20 protein-coding genes are annotated in these 23,820 nt (G+C 49.0%); 6 read left to right on the top strand and 14 right to left on the bottom strand.

Annotated elements, in window-relative coordinates; genetic code table 11:
- Positions 1-10: 10 nt before the first annotated feature.
- The 10 genes from HHX48_RS03195 to HHX48_RS03150 form a co-directional block, all read right to left on the bottom strand.
- Complete coding sequence (locus HHX48_RS03195) at positions 11-373, bottom strand: copper resistance CopC family protein (protein ID WP_191022180.1); 363 nt, start codon at positions 371-373, stop codon at positions 11-13.
- Positions 370-2,214, bottom strand: coding sequence for a 2Fe-2S iron-sulfur cluster-binding protein (locus tag HHX48_RS03190; protein ID WP_191022179.1), 1,845 nt, complete (start codon positions 2,212-2,214; stop codon positions 370-372). Before HHX48_RS03190 ends, HHX48_RS03195 begins: the two co-directional genes overlap by 4 nt.
- A complete protein-coding gene (locus HHX48_RS03185; RefSeq protein ID WP_191022178.1) occupies positions 2,211-2,924 on the bottom strand; it encodes a PepSY domain-containing protein in 714 nt (237 codons plus the stop codon). Before HHX48_RS03185 ends, HHX48_RS03190 begins: the two co-directional genes overlap by 4 nt.
- Positions 2,917-6,063 carry an efflux RND transporter permease subunit gene (locus tag HHX48_RS03180; protein ID WP_191022177.1) on the bottom strand — a complete coding sequence of 1,049 codons (3,147 nt, stop codon included), beginning with the start codon at positions 6,061-6,063 and terminating at the stop codon, positions 2,917-2,919. The genes HHX48_RS03185 and HHX48_RS03180 overlap by 8 nt, the downstream gene beginning before the upstream one ends.
- Before the next feature lie 12 nt (positions 6,064-6,075).
- Positions 6,076-8,157, bottom strand: coding sequence for an efflux RND transporter periplasmic adaptor subunit (locus HHX48_RS03175; RefSeq protein WP_191022176.1), 2,082 nt, complete (start codon positions 8,155-8,157; stop codon positions 6,076-6,078).
- On the bottom strand, positions 8,150-9,514 hold the full coding sequence (locus HHX48_RS03170; protein WP_191022175.1) for a TolC family protein: 1,365 nt from the start codon (positions 9,512-9,514) through the stop codon (positions 8,150-8,152). The genes HHX48_RS03175 and HHX48_RS03170 overlap by 8 nt, the downstream gene beginning before the upstream one ends.
- Positions 9,514-10,008, bottom strand: a complete 495-nt coding sequence (locus tag HHX48_RS03165; protein WP_191022174.1) for a DUF411 domain-containing protein — start codon at positions 10,006-10,008, stop codon at positions 9,514-9,516. Before HHX48_RS03165 ends, HHX48_RS03170 begins: the two co-directional genes overlap by 1 nt.
- 131 nt (positions 10,009-10,139) lie before the next feature.
- Positions 10,140-10,541, bottom strand: coding sequence for a hypothetical protein (locus HHX48_RS03160; RefSeq protein ID WP_191022173.1), 402 nt, complete (start codon positions 10,539-10,541; stop codon positions 10,140-10,142).
- 56 nt (positions 10,542-10,597) lie between these two features.
- A complete protein-coding gene (locus HHX48_RS03155; RefSeq protein WP_191022172.1) occupies positions 10,598-11,329 on the bottom strand; it encodes a MauE/DoxX family redox-associated membrane protein in 732 nt (243 codons plus the stop codon).
- Positions 11,322-11,852 (bottom strand): DUF305 domain-containing protein, encoded by a 531-nt coding sequence (locus HHX48_RS03150; RefSeq protein WP_191022171.1) that lies wholly within the window; start codon positions 11,850-11,852, stop codon positions 11,322-11,324. The genes HHX48_RS03155 and HHX48_RS03150 overlap by 8 nt, the downstream gene beginning before the upstream one ends.
- Positions 11,853-11,962: 110 nt before the next feature.
- On the opposite strand from HHX48_RS03150, the gene HHX48_RS03145 reads away from it, so the two are divergent.
- The 5 genes from HHX48_RS03145 to HHX48_RS03125 all read left to right on the top strand — a co-directional run bounded on the left by HHX48_RS03145 (position 11,963) and on the right by HHX48_RS03125 (position 18,196).
- Complete coding sequence (locus HHX48_RS03145; RefSeq protein ID WP_191022170.1) at positions 11,963-12,382, top strand: ion channel; 420 nt, start codon at positions 11,963-11,965, stop codon at positions 12,380-12,382.
- A 62-nt stretch (positions 12,383-12,444) separates the two neighbouring features.
- The gene (gene gloA / locus HHX48_RS03140) at positions 12,445-12,990 is read left to right on the top strand and encodes a lactoylglutathione lyase (RefSeq protein ID WP_191022169.1); all 546 of its coding nucleotides are present in this window, start codon (positions 12,445-12,447) and stop codon (positions 12,988-12,990) included.
- A gap of 163 nt (positions 12,991-13,153) precedes the next feature.
- Complete coding sequence (locus HHX48_RS03135; RefSeq protein WP_191022168.1) at positions 13,154-15,100, top strand: GGDEF domain-containing protein; 1,947 nt, start codon at positions 13,154-13,156, stop codon at positions 15,098-15,100.
- A 125-nt stretch (positions 15,101-15,225) separates the two neighbouring features.
- On the top strand, positions 15,226-16,710 hold the full coding sequence (locus HHX48_RS03130; protein WP_191022167.1) for a bifunctional 2-methylcitrate dehydratase/aconitate hydratase: 1,485 nt from the start codon (positions 15,226-15,228) through the stop codon (positions 16,708-16,710).
- Positions 16,711-17,143: 433 nt separating this feature from the next.
- Positions 17,144-18,196 (top strand): PEP-CTERM sorting domain-containing protein, encoded by a 1,053-nt coding sequence (locus tag HHX48_RS03125; protein ID WP_191022166.1) that lies wholly within the window; start codon positions 17,144-17,146, stop codon positions 18,194-18,196.
- 128 nt (positions 18,197-18,324) lie between these two features.
- Here HHX48_RS03125 and HHX48_RS03120 read toward each other — a convergent pair whose 3' ends face one another.
- Entirely contained in the window at positions 18,325-19,164 is an 840-nt protein-coding gene (locus HHX48_RS03120; RefSeq protein WP_191022165.1) for a trypsin-like serine protease, read from the bottom strand.
- Positions 19,165-19,462: 298 nt separating this feature from the next.
- On the opposite strand from HHX48_RS03120, the gene HHX48_RS03115 reads away from it, so the two are divergent.
- Positions 19,463-20,584 (top strand): energy transducer TonB, encoded by a 1,122-nt coding sequence (locus HHX48_RS03115; RefSeq protein WP_191022164.1) that lies wholly within the window; start codon positions 19,463-19,465, stop codon positions 20,582-20,584.
- 27 nt (positions 20,585-20,611) lie between these two features.
- Here the strand turns inward: HHX48_RS03115 and HHX48_RS03110 are convergent, their stop codons facing one another.
- From HHX48_RS03110 to msrP, 3 genes are all read right to left on the bottom strand, one after another.
- A complete protein-coding gene (locus HHX48_RS03110; RefSeq protein WP_191022163.1) occupies positions 20,612-21,835 on the bottom strand; it encodes an MFS transporter in 1,224 nt (407 codons plus the stop codon).
- 205 nt (positions 21,836-22,040) lie between these two features.
- Positions 22,041-22,691 carry a protein-methionine-sulfoxide reductase heme-binding subunit MsrQ gene (locus tag HHX48_RS03105; protein ID WP_191022162.1) on the bottom strand — a complete coding sequence of 217 codons (651 nt, stop codon included), beginning with the start codon at positions 22,689-22,691 and terminating at the stop codon, positions 22,041-22,043.
- Position 22,692: 1 nt separating this feature from the next.
- Positions 22,693-23,697 (bottom strand): protein-methionine-sulfoxide reductase catalytic subunit MsrP, encoded by a 1,005-nt coding sequence (gene msrP, locus HHX48_RS03100; protein ID WP_191022161.1) that lies wholly within the window; start codon positions 23,695-23,697, stop codon positions 22,693-22,695.
- Positions 23,698-23,820 lie beyond the last annotated feature (123 nt).

Below are 23,820 nucleotides of genomic sequence, written 5' to 3'. Positions count from 1 at the left end.
AGACTCTGACTTAATGCACCATAAATGTGTAGCTGTCAGTCATCTTATGACCATCATCGCTCATCACCACATAGCTGACTTTGTATGTGTCTGGCGATAAAGAGGGTAATGTCCATTCAAAGCGCGCGCTTTTGTCAAAGGCGGGTGCAAAGCCAAAATCAATCTTTTCACCGTTTTTACTGGCCAATGTTACATTGGTCAAGCGAACACTTTCAGAGAATGTCAGTGACAATTTTTCAGGGGCGCTCATCAGCATCGCATTGTCTGAGGGGCTGCTTTGACTGAGCGTCATCTGAGAGTGGGCAAACGCCGGCTGTGCGATTGACGTCGCTAACACCAAAGAAGCAGATAAGAATAAATTTTTATATTTCATTGATTTGTACTCGCTGTAGGATTGAATATATCTTTGTAAATGTTGGCAGGTGAGACACCGTATCGATACAGCAATGTCTCAACGTCCTGCATAAGGGGATGCGGACCACAGAGATAAAATTCTGCCATTCCCGGGTTAAAACTGGCCTGATGAAGTATTGTCACCAGTGCATCCTGAACATAACCTGACTGACCCGGCCAGTTATCATCAGGCCTTGATAGCACAGGGCAGTAATGAAACTGGGAAAACTGTCTGGAGAGTGCTTCGAATTCACTTTGAAAGGCCAGGTCAGCTTGGGTGCGTGCACCATACAGAAAGGTAACCGGCATGACACGCTTATGTTTTAACAACTGCTCGTGAATCATCGCCCGCAATGGGGCGATACCAGAACCGGCGCCAATGAAAAAGCGTTGTGCTACCGCTGCATCCGATAAATGAAATGACTCAATCGGACCTACAGCCTGGATGGTTTGTCCGGTAGTGAGCTGGCACAAGTACGCCGATCCTATACCGGATTGTGTTTTATCGTCTGATTGCTGCCATTTCACCGCAATGCTCAACGTATCTTTGCCAGCATCAAAGTCGGCGATAGAGTAGTGACGCACGCCGCCATCATGGGCATGGTATCCGCTGGGCGTATCTTGCCAGTAAGCTGTAAAATACTCAGGAATATCGTGTGGTCGGATGGCATTTTCTGCCGGAGGGATCATAAAGCGCATGCACGCCCCCGCTTTATATGCCTGCAAGTCTCCGGCTTTCACTGTAAACTGAATATATTTAATGGAGGGCGTCACAAACCGCGCGTGCTCCACCTCCAGAATCAGTTTGTCGCGATAGGCTTTCGGCGCATGGATAGCATCCACGTCTGCAGCCGTATGCTGACACGCCAGACGCATACCGTTTTGAAGCTCTTCGGAGGTTAGCCATTCACGTTCTGCTGATGTGGGCTTAATGTCGCCGGGCGTCTGAATCCGGCATTTTCCACAGCTGCCACCGCCACCGCAGGCAGAAGGCAGATGGATATGCGCATGTTGTAATGCGTGCAAGATTGTCTCACTACTGCGCGTTGATATACGCAATTGCGCCTCGCCGGTGTTGAGTGTTGCCCGAAAGGTCGTCTTCTTACCGCGTCCCGGCGTAATCTGACCGTCCTTAATTAATATACCAAGCCAGATTAATCCGGTAATCACAAACAAAAGTGTAGCCAGCGCAAAAGTTATGATTAACCAGTGGTTAAAGCCGCCACTGTTACCATAATCCATAAAATGCAGTTTGAGCATCAAATCAAAAAAGCGTCTGTCGAGTGTCGAGTGCGCAATAATGTTGCCGGTTCGGCTGTCAATGAACATATAAGTATTTTGCTCATCGGCAAACACAATGTGCCATACGTCGTTCTTCTGACCGGGCAATTCTGATAATGGTGCCTGGCGGAACGTAGCACTGGCAATTTGTGAGGGACCCGGATAGGCATGTTTGGCAATTTTCTCGGCAAGAGGCTGTTCGATACTGATGGGCGCAGCTGAAATTGCATCGAACAGCTGTATCTGACTCGTCTGGCTGATATGCGCGCCGGCTTCAATGACAGCCACATACACCGGTTTGCCAAGCAGGGTGCGTAATGTCAGAGACTGGACCTGGTTTACCGGTAGATTCGACGCAGGGACGATTTCGCCATGTTGGGTAGTGGTCTGCCCCAGTGGTGATGAGGAAGGCCGCAACTGAAGCCGTTCATGCTCAGCTAATCCAAAGTAAAGACCGGTAGCCAGCCAGATGATCAACTGAACGCCAACGATGACAGATGCCCATTTATGACACTGTTTTATTAGGCCAAATCGCGTCATAAAGTGTCACCCCGACCAGCTGGTTTCACGATTCGCAAGTAGGACAGTATTGCACCGGACAGCGCGCCTGCCAGGCCGGTAAAAGCAAAGATTAAAAAGAAAAGGTTGCCCAGCGTAGCACCATCATCCCAGTCGAGAATATGAAGTCGCCACATCCAGTCAAACCAGCGCCAGGGATGGTGCCTGACGGTAACGATAGACCCGGTATACTGACTGATATAGAGAGTGGGAGAAAAGGTTTCATCAAAATTCACCTGCCAGACAGGCAGGTGATGCGGTGACAGTTCATCAGGGGCCTCGGCAGGCTGATCCACGCTCCTGATACTTTCAATATTGCCCTGGCCGGCAAACGCGCGAACTGCAATGCGTGCTGCTTGTTGTTCGTTGATTTGTGGCAATGGCTGACCGGAATCCGTTGCAATAAGCAGTGGTGTCGGTTGGTCTGAAAGCAAGACCTGATAGACAGGCGTTCCCGCCAGCGAGCGCAATGTGACAGACTCTGCGTTCGGATAGGTATCCACGATCGTCTCGAAACGGGTTTTACGCTGCTCATTATCAATGTTGACCTGAGGCGCGTTCACCAGATTTTCACCATGAATATAGTGAATGTCCATACTGACCATATACAGTCCCGACACTGCCCAGAGCAAAAATTGTAGCGCAACAAATAACATCAGCCAGCGATGGTAGCGCCGCACAATATCAATCACCTGACAGCTCCTTATTAAAGCGCTTCACTGCATGCTTTTTAACCATCGCATACACCACGGGCAGAACAATAAGCGTCAATATCAGTGCACTGGTCATCCCGCCTATCATGGGCGCAGCGATTCTGCTCATTACTTCTGAGCCCGTGCCGCTGCCAAACATAATCGGTAAAAGGCCGATAATGATGGTAGCCACGGTCATCATCACGGGCCTCACCCGCAAACCGGCCCCTTCCAGCAACGCTTGCCGGTAAGCGTCGTCACCGATTGTCTGTTTATTGCGTGTAGCGTCGTCTTTAAGTCTTTCTAGCGCCTGGTTGAGGTATACAAGCATGATCACACCAATTTCCACGGCCACACCCGCCAGGGCAATAAAGCCAACCCCGACCGCCACTGATAAATTAAAACCCTGTAAATATAACAGCCATAAGCCACCAATCATGGCCATAGGCAAACTGAGGATAATCATCAGCACCTCACTAAAGGCCCTGAAGTTCAGATAAAGTAAAATGATGATGATAGCGAGCGTGAGCGGTATCACATAGGTGAGCTTATCCTTGGCGCGCTCCATATATTCATACTGACCGGCCCAGGTCACCGAATAACCGGGGGGCAGGTCCAGTTCTTTAGCTAAAGCGGCTTTGGCGTCATCGACATAAGATCCGATATCGCTGTTTTCGATATCGATAAATGTCCAGCCGTTTATCCTGGCGTTTTCACTTTTAATGCCCGGCGGACCATCCTCAATATAGATATTGGCAACGTCGCCCAGCGCGATGCGTTGTCCTTTATCTGTGACAATGGGTAATCTGGCGAGGCTTTCCGGCGAATCACGGTAATCCTGCGGATAGCGCAGATTGACCGGATAACGCTCAAGACCTTCCACCGTGCGTGTGACATTCATGCCGCCTACGGCGGTCGCTACAACCTGCTGCACGTCTGAAATGTTAAGTCCGTAGCGACTGGCTTCTTCGCGCTGAATGTCGACCTTCAGATAGCGTCCGCCTGCAACACGCTCAGAATAAACTGACGAGGTGCCGGGAACCTTATCCAGAATGCGTTCAAGGTCCTTACCAATCTTCTGTATAACATCCAGTTCGGCGCCGGCGACTTTAATGCCTACCGGGGTTTTGATGCCCGTCGCTAACATGTCTATGCGCGTTTTAATCGGCATTACCCAGGCATTTGTCAGGCCAGGGAAATTGACCAGCGCATCCAGTTCGGCTTTCAGATCGTCTGTTGTAAGACCACTTCGCCATTCGCTTTTAGGTTTCAGCTGAATAAAGGTTTCAATCATAGTCAGCGGGGCCGGATCGGTGGCTGTATCAGCGCGGCCTACCTTGCCAAACACGGACTCAACTTCCGGGACGGTGCGGATGAGTTTGTCGGTTTGCTGGAGCAACTCGCGGGCTTTACCAATAGAGATGCCCGGATAGGTTGTGGGCATATACATCAGATCGCCTTCATCGAGTGGAGGGATAAATTCGCTGCCAATTTTATTCAGAGGATAGAACCCGATTACAGTGATAAGCAGTGCAGCAACTAATGTCGATTTGGGAAAACGCAACGCCTGTCTGAGTACCGGCAGATATAATGCGACAAGGAAGCGATTCACCGGATTTTTGGCTTCTGGCCGTATGTTACCGCGAATAAAATACCCCATTAATACCGGAACCACCGTTACGGCAATGCCTGCAGATGCCGCCATTGCGTACGTTTTCGTATAAGCAAGTGGTGCGAACATCCGGCCTTCCTGGGCCTCAAGAATAAAGACCGGTAGAAAAGACACGGTGATAATAAGCAATGAGAAGAACAGCGCCGGGCCCACCTCACAGGCGGACCGGGCCACAATCTCCCAGCGATTCTCATCGGTAACGGCTTCCCGCTCCATATGTTTATGCATATTTTCAATCATGACAATCGCACCGTCTGTCATGGCACCAATTGCAATAGCAATACCGCCCAGTGACATGATGTTGGCATTGATACCCTGAAAATACATCACAATAAACGCAACCAGAATCCCCAGGGGCAGGGTGATGATAGCCACAAGCGATGAACGCAGGTGAAACAAAAACGCCACACAGATAAGCGCCACCACTATCAACTCTTCGGTGAGTTTATCCTGGAGATTGGTAATGGCACGATCGATGAGCGCAGAACGGTCATAAACGGTGACTATTTCTACACCGTCGGGTAATGAGTCCGTTAACGCGTCAAGACGCGCTTTGACGCCGTCGATGGTTTGCTGGGCATTTTCGCCGTAGCGCATCACCACAATGCCGCCGACAACTTCGCCCTGACCGTTCAGTTCGGCCACGCCACGTCGCATTTGTGGCCCCAGTGTCACCGTTGCAATATCACCAATTGTCAGCGCGGTGCCGTTTTCGCTGACGCCTAAAGGTATCTCATTGATATCGTCTACTGACCGAATGTAGCCGGTGGCGGTTACCATATATTCAGCTTCAGCCATTTCAACAACTGAGGCGCCGGTTTCCTGATTGCCCTTAATCAATGCCCGCTGAATCAGATCCAGCGGGATGTTGTAGCCACGCAGGCGATCCGGGTCGACCTGAACCTGATATTGCTTGACCATCCCGCCGACTGAGGCGACTTCTGATACACCGTCTACTGACTGTAACTCATAGCGTAAAAACCAGTCCTGAATGCTGCGCAACTGGCTGATATCGTGTTTGCCCGTTGGATCCGTCAGCGCGTACATGTAAACCCAGCCCACACCGGTGGCATCCGGACCTATTTGTGGTGTTGCAGTGTCGGGCAGGCTCGCGGCAGCCTGATTCAGATATTCCAGAACACGACTTCTGGCCCAGTACAGGTCAGTATCATCTTCAAAAATGATGTACACATAGGAGTCGCCGAAAAAGGAAAACCCGCGAACGGTTTTTGCCTTTGGGACCGACAGCATGGCAGTGGTCAGCGGATAGGTGACCTGATCCTGGACCACCTGTGGCGACTGGCCGGGATAGCTGGTTTTTACAATTACCTGCACGTCTGACAGGTCAGGCAGGGCATCTACCGGTGTTTTGCTCACCGAATAAACACCTGCCGTTATCACCATTACTGTCACCAATAAGACGAGAAAACGGTTCTTTACCGACCACCTGATAATAGATTCAATCACGACATCATCTCCTTACAGCGGCGGGGGCGAATCGTGCCCGGCATTATTATGGCCGGGTTCGGCCTTTGCCAGGATATGAATACCGGTAATAGAAAGCGCGCCGTTGTCATCCCGGGTAACTTCGAAATGAAGGGATTGTCCGGTGGCCAATTTGTCTAAACTGATGGACTCATCCACCGCAAAATCCATGGTCATGGCAGGCCAGTCCCAGGCCTCAACGGGCTTGTGATTAACGGTTACAGTGCGATTTGCCGGCGAAATGGCTGTCAGTGTGCCCATTACTGCCACCGCCTTTGGCTTGGTATCAGATTGCGGTGGTTGCTGTGTGGATGGGTTGCTGGCCGGTGCCATAACATGCACCCGTGTCACTGTCGCGGCGTTGTCAGTCGAGCGGGTCACTTCAAAATGCACTGACTGTCCCACAGCGAGCTTTTTCATATCGACATTTTTGTCGACCGGAAAATCCATGGTCATGGCAGGCCAGTTCCAGGCTTCAACGGCGTCATGGTCAATAGTCAGTGTGCGGTTTGTCGTTGAGACCGCAGTAATTGTACCGGTAACCGCAACCGCGTCAGGAGAGCTTTGCGTTTGCGTTTCTCCCCTTTGCGGGTGATCATTTGTTTCAGTATTGCCTGCTGCACCGCCATCTTGCTGCATGATGTGAATGCCTGTTACCACAGGGCTACCATTGGTCCGGCCTATTTCAAAATGCAGAGACTGTCCTTCCGCAAGCTTTTCGATGGCGACGTCCTCAGCCACAGAAAAATCCATCGTCATAGCCGGCCAGTCAAGCGCCTCAACTGGCTCATGATCGATGGTCACGCTGCGTTGTTCGAAGCGCACCGCCTTGATTTTGCCCTTTGCCCAGGCAGAGGGGGTATCTGAGCTGCTGCCCATGCGGGTAAAGTCAGAACTCTTACTGGATTCAGAGTCGATTAAAAATTGCGCCGACGTGACAACGCGCTCACCTTCATTAACACCATCAAGAATTTCTATGTCGTTTTTGCCAGCCCGGCCCAGCGTAACTGCAACAGAGCGGAATTTTCCATCACCGTTTGCCAGCACCACACGGTTTTGTGAGCCTGTGCGAATGACTGCCTCGTTTGGCACCAATACAGCCTGAGAGTCAATGGGAACATCGATATGAATATCCGCTAACATGTTGGGTTTTAGACGATGTTCAGGGTTGGCAAATTTCAGCCTGACCGGTAGCGTCCGATTCGCCGACTGCAGGGCAGGGGCCACGTAATCCACCGTACCCTGCCAGGTTTTGCCCTTAATTGCATCAACGGTCATGGTGACCGGCATACCGGCACTCACTGAAGCCGCATCACGCTCGAAGACTTCCGCTTCTACCCACACGGTATCTAATTGTCCGATACTCATCAGTGTCATGCCGGGCTGGACAAAAAAACCATCCCGGATGTTGAGCTCGTTCACAAAACCGGATTGTGGCGCGTCAAAGGTCACGGTGCGTACAATCTCCTTTTGACGGGAAATCTGTGCAACCACCTTTTCAGGAATATCCAGGGCAGCAAGGCGTTCTCTGGCTGCTGAAATCAAAGCCGCATTATTTCGGCGTAGCGCAATAATGTATTCTTCCTGTGCATTCACCAGCTCCGGAGAATACAGCGCATATAAAGGCTGCCCTTTTTCGACCGGGTCGCCTGCAGCTTTCACAAACTGTTGCTCAATCCAGCCTTCAACACGGGGGTGAATGTGTACAATTTCATCTTCATCGTACTTCACATATCCAACAGTACTGATATCCGTATTAATTTGACCTTTTCGAGCTGGGGCAGTCCTTACACCCATATTATTTTCCACTGCCGGTGAGATGGTGACAGTGCCCGCCTGCTCATCAGTGTTACTTGCGTTTTGTTCATACACCGGAACCAGGTCCATGCCCATCGGCGATTTTCCCGGCTTGTCACGACGATAGCTGTCGTCCATCGGTGCTACCCAATATAGTGGCTGTTTTTGCTGCTCGCCGGACGAAGGCGTATCTCCGGTCAGGTGGTTATAGCCGATGACAGCCAACCCGCCAGCCAGGACGCCGGCAATGGCTGCAGCAATAAGCGGTTTATTACTCATGAGAAGCTCCTTTTGCCGCAGCGGTTGTTGCGTCAGATTGGGTAAGGTAATAGTTGAGCATTGCAATACGTTTCAGTTTTTCCACCTGAACCGCTAACGCTGCAAGGCGGGCTTCAAGTTCTGTGATTCTGGCGCGAACCACTTCAGAAAAGTCCCCGGTGTCATTCATGTAGGCGGTCAGTGTCGCTTCAGCCTGCGCGTTTGCCTGAGTCAGGATTTGGTCTCTATATAGCGATTCGCGCTGCTTCAGACGAGCAAGATGTCGGGTTTGTTCACGGACTTGTGCACGTAACGATTTTAACGTCACCAGCTTTTGTGTTTTAACAGACTGTGCTTCATATACGGATGCCTCGACGGTTTTATCCTGACGATTGTCTGTGAACAGTGGCAGGTCCAGGGTGATACCAACAGAAAACAAGTCGGCTCTGGACTGGCCGGAAGGCATATCGTCACGCCATCCATAGCTGGCATTAAGTTTCCACTCGGGTTTGTATTGCTCTCTGGCGAGCTCAACATCTTTTTGGCTGGCCTGATACTGAAGTTCTATGGCCTGAATGGTGGGATGCTGACTAAGACGGTCGATCAGTTTGCTGTCTGATCCAATGGCTGTCAGCGCTGCTATCGGCATGAGAAGGTCAATTTCCGGCAATGCCGCTGGCAGTGAGACATCGGCTATCCCACTGTCAGGGCTTAATGTCAGACTGTCAGACTGATACGGATACAACCATTCGCCAAGCGCAGATAAGGCTGCTTCCAGATTTTGTGCCTGAACGGTGGCGCGATCCTCAAACTGAATGAGTTCAAGCTCGGCGCGGATCATATCCTGCTGACGAGATTTGCCGGCTGCAGATGCGTAGGTGGTTTGTGCGACATCACGTATTTGCTCAAACAGTATTTTATTATCTTCAATGAGCGTTTTTGAACGCATAGCCAGCCAGGCATCCAGCCATAATAACGTCACGTCCCGTTTAACCATGGCGCGGCGATTATCACGTTCAAAAGGCCCCATAGCGGACTGTATAGCGAGTTTTTGCTGGTTTATTGAGCGTGAATCACCTCTTGGAAAGGCCTGCGAAATGCCTACCTGAGCTTGTGTCATGTTTTCCTGATCAAACCTGAAACCGTCCACTGGTAAATTCATCATAGAAAATGACATTGAAGGGTCAGGAAGCTCCCCTGCAGCGACACTGCGACTCTCCTTCGCCTTTTGCTGCAGTCGGTTGCCCTGCAGCCAGGGATCATTCGATTGCGCTTGCGTTACAGCATCATTCAGGTGCAGTGTGGATTGTGCCAGCACCGTGCCTGCTACACCAAAAGAGGTGGCAATAACCGCTATGCATAAAGTAGCAAGGCGCATCAGTACTGTTCCTCAAATTTTGAAACAGTGGCAAATGGGCGACTGGTCCCGTCTTTAAGCAGCAACTGGATTGTATATGGCTGGAAACGTAAACCGCTTTCCATGCCAGGTGAGCCCACTGGCATTCCCGGTACGGCCAGTCCGAATGCATCCTCAGGCGGATTTTTCAGAAATGACTGAATATACCTGGCGGGAATATGGCCCTCAAAGACATATCCCGACCGGGTCACTGCAGTGTGACAGGATTGGTACTGGGCCGGAATATTATAGTTGGCTTTTACCTCACTCAGTGCGTTTGTGTCTTTGCCCTCAATGTGCCACGTATCTTTGGAAGATTTGCCGCGCTGAGAATTCTCAAGGTGCGCTATCCAGCCTTTACAACAGCCGCAGGATGCTGATTTAAAAACATCAAATTGGACAGTTTCTGGCTCGGTGGACGCGTGAGCGCCGATGCTCAACAGACTTACAATGACTGCCAGTATACGTAATATCATAATCGTTGCCTCTTAACAGGTAAGCATTTAAAAGGTCATGCCAGTACATAGGCGCAATGGCGTCAACGTACCGATAGATAAAAGTTAAATAGTCAGGCTGAAGCCTGAATAAAAGACGGATCTATCCTGAGTCAGGCAATGATGGGTGGGCGAAAGAGTGCGCCAGTGATAAGCGAGGGACGCATAAAGTGCAGGCCCGCTATGTGTTTGCGGGTATCGGGTGTAATGGTTTGTTGGGCCTGAGCGTCAACAAAAAAAGCATGTCCACAGAGGTTAGCCGGGCAGGAACAATCCTGTTCACAACAGCCCGAATGTTCAGCATTGCCACTTAACATGTGGTCGGCCATCACAGGCGCATTGACTGAACTGTGATGACTGATCTGCTGAGTATTGCGCATGTCGCCTGACGCGAGCATCGCACAATGATTCGAATCATGAGAATCACTTTTTCCGGAACCAGACAATGCCATGGCCTGCGCGCTAAGTGCTGCAAGCATGACAAACAGACTGATTCGGAACAATTGAATAATCATGGTTTACCTTTTTTAAGAACCTGCATAATAAGCAAATTATGTCGGTTCGTAAACTATCAGATAAACCACATGATAAGCGCACCACCAATCATAAACAGATTTTCTGACAGCGAAACAAACCCCAGGGGTACATTGCTGTCGCCGCCAACACAGGCGCATTTAAGCTCACGCTTATCAATATAAACGGCTTTAAATACTGAAATTGCCCCTACCGTACCAATAAACAGAGAAATAGGCGCTACCAGTAATGCAGGTAGCTGCGCAAGCATACCAATACCCGCATAAGCCTCTAAAAACGGATAAATGTAGCCATAGCGGATCCATTTCATCGCCAGCAAGTCGTAGGTAATGAATGAATTTGTGAAGGTATACAGGTCTTTCAGCTTTTGTACTGCCAGCATGATCATCGAAAATGAAATGAACAGCATTAACGAGCGTATCGAGAACAAATCGCCGCTTACAGACCACTGATACGCCAGCATCATCAGCGCGGCAACAGAAAAAATGGCAATAACAGGCGTATACGTGGTGCCGGTCTGGCCTGCTTCGCCTTTATTGAAATATTCTCTGAGCTCGTCGTAGCCACCAATACGTTCCTCATCAATAAATGCCTGCGGTGTGGTTTTTACGCCGTGCTTTTCCTTAAACCTATCGGTTTCTTCACGGGAGGTCAGCTTATGATCTTCTACCTCAAAGCCTTTGCGTTTTAACAGATCTTTTGAGCGTAAACCAAACGGACAAATATGCTCGTCGGTTGCCATGCGATATAAAACTGCAGTTTTACTCATTGTCTCCTCCTGATTTCAGTTGGCCCTCGAATTTGGGTACAGGGCGCGCTTGCGCCTCGTCGCGGGTCAGTGCTTTACCATTTTGTTCAATATCTTTTAATAACCATTCCATCTCTTTAATTTCTTTACGCTGCGCCCTGATAATGCCATTAGCCAATTCCCTGACGCGTTGATCTTCTAACTGACTACGCTCACTGGTTAAGACGGCAATAGAGTGATGAGGAATCATGCCCTTCATGTAAGCAGAGTCAGATACAAAAAGCTGTGAGCGTAACAGGTACAGACTTGTCACAAATACAATCACAGCGCCTGCAAAAACAGCGATATTTTTACGACTGTCAGTGTACATGCCAAGCATAAATGCCAGCATGATCACGGCCATCCCGGCACCCATATACAGTGCCATATAAGTCCGCGTTTCGCTGAACCAGATATGGGATAGCGCGTAGGTATTCAGGTACATCATGATGAACATGGCAATGGTTGAAACACCAATCATTGCTAAGAATCGGGTGTACTTCATAGTAATCCTTACAAGCTTTTAATGTATTGCCGAAATATTTACACTGCTAAAGGTATGATCAGTGCTTTATATTGATATAACGCAATATATGTTCCTGAATGAGGCGCTCGATGGTTTTGGCTATCATTATTTCACTGTGTGCGCTGAGTATCGCAGTGATTGTTCACCTGTTTAATCTATCGTCAGTCGCACGGTATCTTGACCGGCATTCCATCGGGCCATCTGGCCGGACTTTTATATTTGTTGTGGTCGCTGTCATCAGTCAGGCAGTCATTGCTTTACTTTTTGCCGGTGCATATTGGCTGGGTGAAACCGCGGGATTAGGAACATTTAAGTCGCCTGCAGAATTTGCAGACATTTTTTATTTTTCTCTGACCACCATTACGACGCTGGGTCTGGGCAGTATTGAGCCAACAGCAAATTTGAGAATGCTGGCAGGTGTTGAGTCCGCTACCGGCTTTCTGTTGATAAGCTGTTCTGCGTCCCACGTGTTTAAATCAATGGCACAAAACAGTTTCTCTTCAAACTGACACTAATTGTGAAAAAATACTCACAAAAAATCACTTATATTTTAATTTTCAGGAGACCTATCATGTCACGACATTTTGAATCTGCACCGGGCTTATGTGAAGACAAAGATACTGCCACCAACGACTTTGTGTTTAATCAGACCATGCTGCGAATAGCAGACCCCGAGCGCTCTCTTGATTTTTACACACGCATAATGGGCATGACCCTATTGCGCAAACTCGACTTTAAAGATATGAAATTCAGTCTTTATTTTCTTACCGCGGAAAAAGATTTGTCTGCCATCAGTAAAGACGAAGCAACCAGAACGACACAGACGTTCGGGCGGCCTGCAATGCTGGAACTTACGCATAACTGGGATGATACGCCTGAGAACGCTGATTACCACAATGGTAATAGTGAGCCTAAGGGGTTCGGTCACATTGGATTTCATGTACCCGATTTGGAGGCAGCATGTTCGCGCTTTGAAGATCTTGGGGTTTCCTTTCAAAAACGTCCTGATGAGGGCTCAATGAAAGGATTGGCCTTCATTAAGGATCCGGATGGCTATTGGATAGAAATATTCGACGCAACCAAAGTCAGCGACGTGTGTCGCGACCACCTTGAGTAGGTGATACAGCCCGCGCGATACGCGCGGGAGCGCGTTATGGATCAAGTTTAATTAAACACCTTATAAAAAAAGGTGTTTTGCGTAGCACTTTAGTTTTATACTCCTGATTAAGTGATGTTGCTGACCACTTGCTGAATTAATCACTAACCAGGAGTAAAGACAGATGCTGATACGCTTACCTGTACTGCCTTTATTTCGATGCATAGTCCTGACACTTCTGCTATTTGTTGCTCTGCCATCCCAAGCATCCGACGAGGAAAATGCACGATTTTCCGGCTACAGCAATTTAACCCACGCTGTTATTTATGATTGGGGGATGTCACAGGGGTTGAGTAACCCGCAAATTGAGCAGGCCCTTAAAACCTCAGATATAGAAAATGATTCATCACCTTTGGGCATTGTATTTCGGCATATCATGGCATTAAGTCATCAGGGTTTTGATGACGCGCCGGCAAACCTGCCGCCGTTACCATCCGAGCCGGTCACCGAAGCGCACTGGCGTTATCTGAAAAAGCTTGATCCTTATCGCTACGCGGCGAACAGAGCGTATTTCATCTTTTTAGAAGCCATGATTGCGTACAACGGAAGCACAGATCGCTTGACGCAAAGCATTCCTGCATTACAAAAACTGAAAAGCGAAATGTTAGAGGCCGGCCACAAATCGGCAGTGGCGACAGTGAGCATGTGGCTGGCTAACGAATTTTCTGAGAACGACCCGTTCAGTGCCAAAGCTGAAATAGAGTATGCATTACCTCACCTGGTTGATTTTGACAGACAGCGAGCGATGGAAACCCAGCTTGACCCTGACCACGCCCATACCTGGCTGGCGCAGTTCTATAAAGAATTTAATGTACAAAGTCGCGTCGTTTATCATGCGCAGAAAGATATAGAAGGTGCCCGGCAACGAAATGCACTTCGTGCCGATTATTTTGGTGACGCAATTCTTGCGCTTAACCGGATGGGTCGATTTGATGAGGCTGGCGCATTGGCCGAAGAGGCCACGCGTATTGCACAGCAAAGTGGTGATCATGTTCAAAAAGTCATTGCCCTGGCATATCGCTTAAGTGTTTATACCCATCGGCAGGATAATTCAGAAAGACAGAAAATAGTAATGCTGGCCAGAGAGGGCGCTGCCGTTTCCGCTGAGTCGCTTCCACCTGCGTGGCAAATGTTGCCTTCGCTGTTTCATGCAATTGCTACCGCAATTGAAGGCAGCCAACAGGCGTTTGACGATGCGGTCAGTGCTTATCAAGCTGTTATCGATAAGCAACTGGACGCGTCTTACTATCCCAAAACCATCGAGCTGCTTAATCACTACAACCTTCGTCGGATCTACAAACTCAGAGGCGATAATAAAAATGCGCTTCGTCAGTTTGAGTTATATGACCAGAAAATGCTTGCATACAACACAGAGAGTTACAGTCTTAACGACAAGCGTCGCCGTGATCCTCTCAGTGAGGATATAGAGTTTACCCACTTGCGTCTCGCCAAGGCAAAAGAAGCCGAGCAGGCATTGCGGCTCGAAACTGAGCGGCTTAGAGCCATCGTCGCCGGACTTATCGCTTCGTTGTTGGGTGTGCTCACGATGTGGTTCTGGCAACGACAACGTCGAAGCGCAAGGCTGGCCGACACCGATTCTCTGACTGGCGCACTTACCCGCCGGGCGTTGTACAGTGCATTGTCCAAACCGGTGAATGACAATATAACCTCCTGCATGGTGCTGATTGATCTGGATTACTTTAAGCAGGTCAATGATCATTACGGTCACGTGGTTGGTGATGAAGTGCTCACGATAACCAGCAATATTATTCAAAGTCGTATTCGCAAATCAGACAAACTTTGTCGGTATGGCGGTGAAGAGTTTTTGCTTTATCTTCACGATATTGATAAGACGCAGGCGATAAAGCTGGTGGATGATATCCGCGAAACCCTAAATGATTGTTGCACCTGGACCACCACAGATGCCAGATTTTCGGTCTCTTTTTCTGCAGGTATCACCGAGGTGATAAATTGTAAAGATATAGATGCTATCGTTGCTACCTGTGACACCCAACTTTACAACGCAAAAGCGGCGGGCAGAGCCTGTACGCGGGCCATCGTATTCGGCTGATAATGCTACGGTGCCTAATCGTCCACCATACAACACATCTTAATTGAAGTTACTGCGTACACAGAATTAACAGCAGATGGCCATGCGTGCCACTGATTTAATTTTATCTGTGACGGAGAAACAACATGAGCAAACAAGGTGAGCGCAGTGATCGCCCCGATTACGATACCGTGATACAGGATATTGCTGATTATGTCCTGAACTACGATAATTATTCAGAAGAAGCCATCAATACCGCCAGATACTGCCTGATGGATACGCTTGGCTGCGGGCTTCTTGCACTGCAATTTCCCGAATGCACCAAACACCTGGGACCGTTAGTCCAGGGAACACAGGTTCCCCACGGTGCGCGGGTACCCGGCACGCAATTCGCGCTGGACCCTGTGAAGGCAGCGTGGGATATCGGGTGCATTATTCGCTGGCTTGATTTCAACGATACCTGGCTGGCCGCAGAGTGGGGCCATCCTTCTGATAACCTTGGGGGCATCCTTGCCACCGCAGACCACCTTTCACAATACCGCCTGGCTCGGGGGCAACCCCCGCTCACCATGTACGATGTGCTCACTGCAATGATTAAAGCCCATGAAATTCAGGGTGTGATCGCGCTGGATAACAGCTTTAACCGCGTAGGGCTGTGCCATGTGCTGCTGGTACGCATTGCTACTGCGGCAGTTGTTACACAGATGCTGGGCGGAACCCGCGAACAGATTATGGCGGCAATATCACATGCCTGGGTGGATGGCTCTGCACTGCGGACATACCGCCATGCGCCTAACGCAGGCTCAAGAAAATCATGGGCGGCTGGCGATGCCACGTCCCGCGGTGTCCGGCTGGCGGACATTGCAATGCGCGACGAGATGGGTATCCCCAGTGTTTTAACTGCGCCGCAATGGGGGTTTTATGATGTGTCATTCAGCCATACCAATAAAGATCTGGCAGTAAAACCGGAAAATGAACGGCAGTTTTCATTCCAGCGGTCGTATGGCTGTTATGTCATGGAAAACATTCTGTTTAAGTTAAGCTTTCCTGCTGAGTTTCACGCTCAGACCATGTGCGAAGCAGCGGTGATATTACATGACGACGTCAAAGACCGGTTAGACGAGATTGAGCGCATTGAGCTGACCACACACGAATCGGCCATACGCATCATTTCCAAACACGGTACCCTGGCAAATCCGGCGGATCGTGACCACTGCCTGCAATACATGACTGCTGTTCCCCTGATCTTCGGAAAGCTGACTGCAGCGCATTACGAAAATGACTTTCATAAGGCTAATCCCCAGATTGATGCGCTACGGGAAAAAATGGAAGTGCAGGAAGACGAACGTTACAGTCATGATTACCACGCGCCGGAGAAGCGCTCAATCGCCAATGCATTGCAGGTGTTTTTTACTGATGGGACAGCAACCCAAAAGGTAGAGGTAGAGTATCCTATCGGTCATCGCAAGCGCAGAAAAGAAGGTATGCCGGTGCTCGAAGATAAATTCAACGACAATCTTTTGTCCCGTTTTCCGCAGGCACGCAGTGAAGAAATTTTCACGCTATGTAATGATAAAAAACGCCTGCATGCCATGCCAGTCAACGAATTTATGGATGCGTTTGTCATCTGATCCAGCAAATAAAAATCCCGAGTGCCCTTCGTCTTATCACACAAAGATGAAGGGCACTCGCCCTCTGAACATTTTAAAGTGTCAAAAATGTTTACAATTTTTCATTGATCCTTTTTTGAGTAACTTATTGTTAAGCATTACTTAATCATATTTATGTCATCACTATGTCAGTCAATTTAAGGCATTTGGTGTAATTCTTTGCATCGATATCGCTGCATATACCAATAAGTGTCGGTTTTCTTTACAAATAAAATTTGGATCACTGGTAAATAAAAATTAATTGTTTAAAAAACACTCAGTTGTGATGTGGGCGTATTTTATGCTTTCTTTTAATTATCATCTCATGGCGACAATGTGTGATGAGAAGGAGGAGTAGCAATTTATCATCGGAACCTTCCAATAAGCTGTAAAAAATTAAATTACAGAGGCTACCATGAAACGATTAATGATTGGCGCAGCAGGCTTAGCGCTTAGTCTTTCCACACACGCGGCACTGGTGGATTTAACCGGTAAGGGTTATGTCACCTACGGCGATTTTAATTCTTACTCCCTACCTATTGCCGGTCTGGACGTAAATTCGACACCCGGTCAGATACAGGATTTTGTTGTGATTGCTACAGGCTCTTCGGGTCAGGGCGTGAATACCAACTTTGCGGGAATGGACAACGCCTATGCGACCCCCAGTGGGGTCAGCGGTTCGAATTACTTTAGCACCGGGGGAGAAGCAGATCCTGACCAGGTTGCTGACTTTACTGGCGACGCTGATGCAACCTGGGACACCACACTTGCTGCTTTAGAAACCTATCTGGATGGCGAATCCATGGTGTTTTACTTCAATAATAACAACCTGAACGGCGCCAATGAGCAAAGTCTCGCAGCCTGGGCCCAGGTTACTATTTATGATGATACGGGCGGTATTGTAGACATTTTTGACTTTACGAATGATGGCGGCGCGTACGCCTTAGTCAGCGAAGGTGGCGGCGGTACCTTCATGGGCGATCCGTCTGGCTATACGTCAGATGGATCGGGTCCAATGGTGGGTGATAATGACTCAACTGATTATGTATTATCCGGCGGGCCTATTTGTGTTGATACCGATGGTGCCATTCCTGTGCCGGTTTCGTGCGATAATCCGGCTGCTGATGAAGGCCCGGTTAATCATAACCTGGGGGCTGATGAAGCCGCGTATGCGATTGTTTCACCTGAACTGAATGCATTATTAGAAGGATTGTTCGGAAGCGGCAGTGATTTATCTGACTATACCATGAGTGTTGATCTTCGCCTGGGCTGCGATCCGGCTTTTGGCATGGCTGATGATGAAATTTGTACTGGTGCTGAAAGCGGATTTGGTAAAAATGTCAATAACGGTTATGAGCAGCTATTTATTGCTACGGCGGTGTTAGATGAGCCGATGGATATTCCTGAACCTGGCGTACTGTTTCTGCTAGGTTCTGGCTTGCTGTTTTTAAGATGGCGTAGCAAATAGATCTGCGCGTTAAACCAGCCATAAAAAATAAAAGCCCTGCATGATTGCGGGGCTTTTCAATTGATTGTTTTACTTTGATGTTTACACACGAAGCGGCCTCCCTGCCGGCAGGTATGAACTCGTGGTACTTACTCGTCGCCGTATTGTGCCAGTACGTCGTCGATAAAGGTTATTGCATCCTGAACATCCGTGCGGTAGTTAAAATCGTTGCCCACACAATTACCGTTTTTCGCCCAGCCAAAGGACGTAACCGCAACCAGCAAATTGCTGTCTTTATAGAACGTCGGGCCGCCGCTGTCGCCATAGCACGTGCCGCCACCACCATTCACGCCGGGATTATTGGAAAACTTAGCACTGGCTTCGCCATTTCCGCTTAATTCGCTGTAGACCTCCAGCAGTCTTACTTTACCTTTATACTTTTCATAGTCGTTCATCTCGGTCGGTGGGAGAGTACCCTGACGTCCGTAACCCACCACCTCAAAGACTTGTCTGTCCCGACCTTTCAGCGTCTCCAGAAAATCCAGTGGCGGCAGGGTAGCAAAACCGTTTGATGGCATATATGGCTCAGAAAGAATGACGACACCGATATCGTACGTCATTGGAAATTCTCCGTAATCTGTCCATTGCGGGTGAGGAATAACGGTTTCTGTGGCCATCCAGTCTGTGTCAAACCAGGTTGATAAGGATGGTGCCTCGGACAGACCGGCCAGTGCATCATCTTCAAATCTGACATAGGTGACATCGTTGATATTGCCGGCCTCAGCAACGCAGTGAGCGGCAGTGAGCATAACCCGTGATGAAATCATCGTGCCGGTACAACTGAAGAAACCTACACCGTTTTGCACGAAGAGCAGGGTGCCAACATTAGCATGTTCATTCTGGTCTGGTTGACCCCAGGTGACCGCTGCTGCTGAGCCACTTAGAAGAAGGCCTGCGCAAACCGCGCTTTTAACAAATTGTTGTAACATAAGTTGAAGTCCAGTCTTGTCCAACACAACGGTTTAATTGCGCTGGATAACGTTGTTGTTTTATCCCGACAAACCAAGCACCGGACGATACCGTTTCTCGCTTAACAACAGGGACGTTCTCAGACATGCCGTCTTGTATAAGTGTAGTTGCATATAATGAAGTTGTTAGAGATCAATGCTTTTTAATGAAATCGATGAGTAACGGCTTTTATGTGACGTAATACTCCATGCGACAGTTGTGTAAAACGCACCGTGGCGATACTCTCAATAACCAGATTTCGCAAAAGGAGATTGCTAAATGCGTTCGGCAAAACATCTTTCTATCCCTCTGCTAGTGGCAGCGTCGTTATTTTCAGCTTACTCAGTCGCAGACGAATTCAGAGATACCTATCGCGCTTTTCAGACAGCGTTTAACGATCAAAACATTCCGATCAGTCTGGCGTTAGGTAAAAAGGCCTGGCAGTTGGGTACGAAGAAATATGGCGAAAACAGCGACGCCGCCGCTAAACTGCACTTTTCTTATGCCAATGTACTGGCTATTGCCGGCAAAGACGCGCAGGCAGTCGATCATTTTGAAATGGTGGCAGACGAATACAGGACGGTGTTTGGCGATGACAGCTATACCACGGTGGTTGCCTATGTGGATATCATTTACTCACTGGCAAAATTAGATCATCGGGCTGAGGGGCGTAACGACCTGTCTGCTGAATTGGCGCGTTATCTTGTTTTAAATATTGATGAGATTGACTACAAAAACACAACAGAGCGCGCATTTGCTCACGTAGAAGCCGCCAAAGCTGTTGTGGAGTCGCCTTCAGCGATTCGCGTCTCCCCTCATTCATTGCGTAGATTGTTTGAAGATGCAGTCCGTTACGCCGAAGAAGAGTGGGGGAATCAGGATTTACGCACTCTGGAAGCAAAATACATGTTAGGTGTAGCACTGAGTGAGGGCAGACAAAAAGACGAAGCGATTGCGCATTTTAATACTGTCGCCAGTGTATTCAGAGATAACCTGGATTTCACCCATCCTTATGAATTAGGTGCTCACGCGCGTCTGGTGGGGCTTTATGAGCAGCGCGGTGAATCAGACAAGGCTACTGAGCATTGTCAGGCGATTGGACGAATGAAGCCCTGGAAACCCGATCAGGAACCAGAGCCACTTTACCGGGTGCATCCTAAATATCCACCTAAAGCAGCCCGAATTGGTCGCGAGGGTTCAGTAACAATGTCTTTTGTTGTAGATGAAGAAGGCTTTGTTAAAGACATTGAAGTGAAAAAATCATCAGACAGAGACCGATTGTTCAATGAGTATGCGGTTGATGCATTAAGTCAGTGGCGGTACGCACCAAAATTTGAGGAGGGAAAACCTGTTAAATCTTCCCCATACTTTGTTCAATTAGACTTCAAGCTTGAACGATAAAGCAGCGTGTACATAGTAGATATTGACCTAGGAGACAGCCTCACTGGTCCGCCGACTACTGTTCGCCATAACGATCAAGCACCATATCAAAACACCCCCGGCTGATAAGGCAACGCCCACCCAGCCGGTGCTGGCGTAACCGTAACCGGCTGCCAGGGCCATGCCGGCCAGCCATGGACCTAGCGCATTGGCCGAGTTGAATGCGGCATGATTCATTGCACCTGCCAGCGTCTGAGCATTGCCCGCGACGTCCATCAGGCGGGTTTGCAACGGTACTACCATGCCTCCCCCCATGCCCATGCAAAACAGTGCGACAGCCATTAATACCGGGTTTCCGACAGACATGGCATAGGCGGCAGCGGAAAGGCCAAGCAATACCTGAAAGCCCAGCGCTGTGCGCAGCAAGCGGCCTTCAGCAATGCGACCGGCTAATAAGTTACCCAGGGTTGTACCGATACCATAGATCATTAACACGATGGAAATGCCCCATTCCGGTGAGGAGGTTGTGTTGAGGAATGTTGCACTGAAATAGGAATACACAGAGAACATGCCGCCAAAGCCGATCGCTCCCATCAGCAGCACCAACAGCACATCTTTGTTTTTAAGTGCGGACAACTCTGAGCGCGGATTAGCATTTGGATTTGGTCCGCGATAAGGGGCTATTTTCCAGACCATGATTGCAGTGACCAGTGACAGGACGGCGATCATGAAAAAGCCAATCCGCCAGCCCATGGTCTGCCCGATTGCACTGATGCCGGGTACGCCAATAATCGTGGCCACGGTTAAGCCCAGAATAACATTGCTCACCGCTCTGGCACGTCGGTTTTTGCCTGCAATATCCGCGGCGAACAACATCGCGATACCAAAGTAAGCACCATGAGGCAGACCGGCAATGAAACGCGCGATGTTCATGGTCCATTCTGACCATGCCAGCGCGGTCGCCAAATTACCACCGGCATAAAAAATCATCATGGCAATTAACATGGTTCGCCGCGCAATGTGTGAAAAAAACATGGTGATCAGTGGTGCCCCCACTACCACACCCAGTGCATAGGCGCTTATTGCATAGCCAGCAACCTTTTCCGAGATACCAAAGTCTTGCGCAAAATAAGGCAGTAATCCCATGGCTGCAAATTCGCTGCAACCAAGTACAAAAGTGCCAAACGCAAGCCAGAATGTGACGACTTTCAATGAAGCTTCACCTTCGCGATGCTGATGCTCAGGTGAGCCGGGATGCTGTGAGTGTGTCATGGAGCCTCGGTGCGTGTGGAAGTTTCAAACATGCCATTAGTGTGGGGAATGCTCTTTCACTCTGTCGTGTAAAAAAGGACGATGGCAATGAGCGCATAGTTTACCATTGCACCTGAGCGGAGTAACTGAGTTTTATGTATTATCTTTGTAAATTCATAATCTTACGGGTTAAAGGAATGTTAAGTCTAAAGGTAAAAGTGTAGACTCAAGCTGGTTTTCGACGTCGCTGCCTTTGTTTTCTCGCGCGAAGGGCATATTGCATACGGGGCAGTAAAATAATGAACGCGGCTAGCCAGTAAAAAATCGGCTCTGCCCAGATTGTTTTCTGCGACCAGCTAAAATGCAGCAGTGCCAGTACGACAGCCACATAGACCCAGTTGTGCAAAGATTGCCAGCTTTTACCCATTTTTTTACGCAGCGTATTGAAGGATGTTACTGCCAGTGCCAGTAATATCAGCAGCGCGGCAAAACCTACACTGATATAGGGACGTTTGACCAATTCACTGCCGATAAGCGGCCAGTTCAACTGAAGCTCGAACAGAATGTAGGTTGAAAAATGCGCTAACGCGTACACAAACGTATAAACCCCCAACATCCTGCGATAGCGAATTAAATCACCGCATGGCGTAAAGCGGGCCAGAGGAGCAAGGCACAAGGTGAACAGTAGAAGGTGAATGGCGTGTTGTCCGGTAAAGTCCAGTAAGCTTTGCACCGGATCAGCGCCCAGATTATCTGAAAAGCCCTGAACAAACTGCCAGACGAGTGCGCCGGCTATGAGTAAATGAGCCAGGCATTTACCTACCCAAATCTGCAACTTGGTAAGCCGGGCAGGGCGCTTAAAAACCGAAAACGCCATATTAATAATACTTTCTCAGATTCATACCCTTATACAAAGGCGCCACTTCACTGTAGCCATTGAACATCTGCGTTTCAATCCGGTTGCGCGATAACAAACCGCCCCCGGCAATACGTCGCTCGCTTGCCTGACTCCAGCGAGGATGATCAACCTTAGGATTAACATTTGCGTAAAAGCCATATTCATCCGGTGCCAGCTTGTTCCAGGTTGTCGGCGGCTCTTTGTCGGTTAGCGTAATCCGGACAATGGATTTGATACTTTTAAAGCCATATTTCCAGGGCACAACAAGACGGATGGGCGCGCCATTTTGTTCTGGCAACGTTTTACCATACAGCCCGACTGCCATCAGTGTCAGCGGATGCAGGGCCTCATCAAGCCGTAATCCCTCCACGTAGGGATAATCTACCCCTCCACCAACAAACCGGCTGTTTTGTCCGCGCATCTGTTCAGGATCGTAGAGTGTCTGAAAGGCGACGTAGCGCGCTGAGGAAAGCGGTCGCGCTGCTTTAAGTATTTCTGCAAGCTCAAAACCTATCCAGGGAATAACCATTGACCATGCTTCTACACAGCGCAGCCGGTAGATGCGTTCCTGCAAACTGAAGCGTTGGGTCAGGCTGGCATGATCAAGCACGAAGGGCTTTTCCACCATCCCGTCGATTTTTAAACTCCATGGGTCAATCTTCAGGTTATGCGCATACTGAGCCGGGTCATCTTTGCCCGTGCCAAATTCATAAAAATTGTTATACCCGGTGACTTTATCGCAAGGGGTCTTTTTCTCTGATGTGCTGTATTGTCCGGCTGGTGTAAATTCTAGGGCTTCGCGCTTTGCGGCTTGTTTTTCTTCGTCATCATCAAACCATCCCAGTGCTGATGCCTGAGGCGATAGTAATGCGCCAGCGCCAATGAATCCCATCCGCTTCAGTAATGTTCGCCGCTGACGATAAACGGATTCATCAGTGACATCATTTTCAGTCAGAGTAACTGAGGGGATAAAACGTTTTGACATGAGAACCTACCCGTTTTTTAGTGGGTGACAATAGCAGGCGAATTGAGGTCTTCCCTGAACAGCCTGGTTTGACGTACTTACGGATAAGACCTGCAAAAGTGCGATTTTCTTTCTTTATGACAA

This window comes from Salinimonas profundi, assembly GCF_014750655.1.
GTDB lineage: Bacteria > Pseudomonadota > Gammaproteobacteria > Enterobacterales > Alteromonadaceae > Alteromonas > Alteromonas profundi_A.
The sequence above is the reverse complement of the archived record's forward strand: the minus strand, read 5'-3'. Positions and strand labels throughout refer to the sequence as shown.

Bases quoted from the DNA above. Each gene is read 5' to 3' on its own strand.
- HHX48_RS03195 (WP_191022180.1), bottom strand. From the start codon at position 373: ATGAAATATAAAAATTTATTCTTATCTGCTTCTTTGGTGTTAGCGACG.
- HHX48_RS03190 (WP_191022179.1), bottom strand. From the start codon at position 2,214: ATGACGCGATTTGGCCTAATAAAACAGTGTCATAAATGGGCATCTGTC.
- HHX48_RS03175 (WP_191022176.1), bottom strand. From the start codon at position 8,157: ATGAGTAATAAACCGCTTATTGCTGCAGCCATTGCCGGCGTCCTGGCT.
- HHX48_RS03170 (WP_191022175.1), bottom strand. From the start codon at position 9,514: ATGCGCCTTGCTACTTTATGCATAGCGGTTATTGCCACCTCTTTTGGT.
- HHX48_RS03165 (WP_191022174.1), bottom strand. From the start codon at position 10,008: ATGATATTACGTATACTGGCAGTCATTGTAAGTCTGTTGAGCATCGGC.
- HHX48_RS03160 (WP_191022173.1), bottom strand. From the start codon at position 10,541: ATGATTATTCAATTGTTCCGAATCAGTCTGTTTGTCATGCTTGCAGCA.
- HHX48_RS03155 (WP_191022172.1), bottom strand. From the start codon at position 11,329: ATGAGTAAAACTGCAGTTTTATATCGCATGGCAACCGACGAGCATATT.
- HHX48_RS03150 (WP_191022171.1), bottom strand. From the start codon at position 11,852: ATGAAGTACACCCGATTCTTAGCAATGATTGGTGTTTCAACCATTGCC.
- HHX48_RS03145 (WP_191022170.1), top strand. From the start codon at position 11,963: ATGGTTTTGGCTATCATTATTTCACTGTGTGCGCTGAGTATCGCAGTG.
- gloA (WP_191022169.1), top strand. From the start codon at position 12,445: ATGTCACGACATTTTGAATCTGCACCGGGCTTATGTGAAGACAAAGAT.
- HHX48_RS03135 (WP_191022168.1), top strand. From the start codon at position 13,154: ATGCTGATACGCTTACCTGTACTGCCTTTATTTCGATGCATAGTCCTG.
- HHX48_RS03130 (WP_191022167.1), top strand. From the start codon at position 15,226: ATGAGCAAACAAGGTGAGCGCAGTGATCGCCCCGATTACGATACCGTG.
- HHX48_RS03125 (WP_191022166.1), top strand. From the start codon at position 17,144: ATGAAACGATTAATGATTGGCGCAGCAGGCTTAGCGCTTAGTCTTTCC.
- HHX48_RS03120 (WP_191022165.1), bottom strand. From the start codon at position 19,164: ATGTTACAACAATTTGTTAAAAGCGCGGTTTGCGCAGGCCTTCTTCTA.
- HHX48_RS03115 (WP_191022164.1), top strand. From the start codon at position 19,463: ATGCGTTCGGCAAAACATCTTTCTATCCCTCTGCTAGTGGCAGCGTCG.
- HHX48_RS03110 (WP_191022163.1), bottom strand. From the start codon at position 21,835: ATGACACACTCACAGCATCCCGGCTCACCTGAGCATCAGCATCGCGAA.
- HHX48_RS03105 (WP_191022162.1), bottom strand. From the start codon at position 22,691: ATGGCGTTTTCGGTTTTTAAGCGCCCTGCCCGGCTTACCAAGTTGCAG.
- msrP (WP_191022161.1), bottom strand. From the start codon at position 23,697: ATGTCAAAACGTTTTATCCCCTCAGTTACTCTGACTGAAAATGATGTC.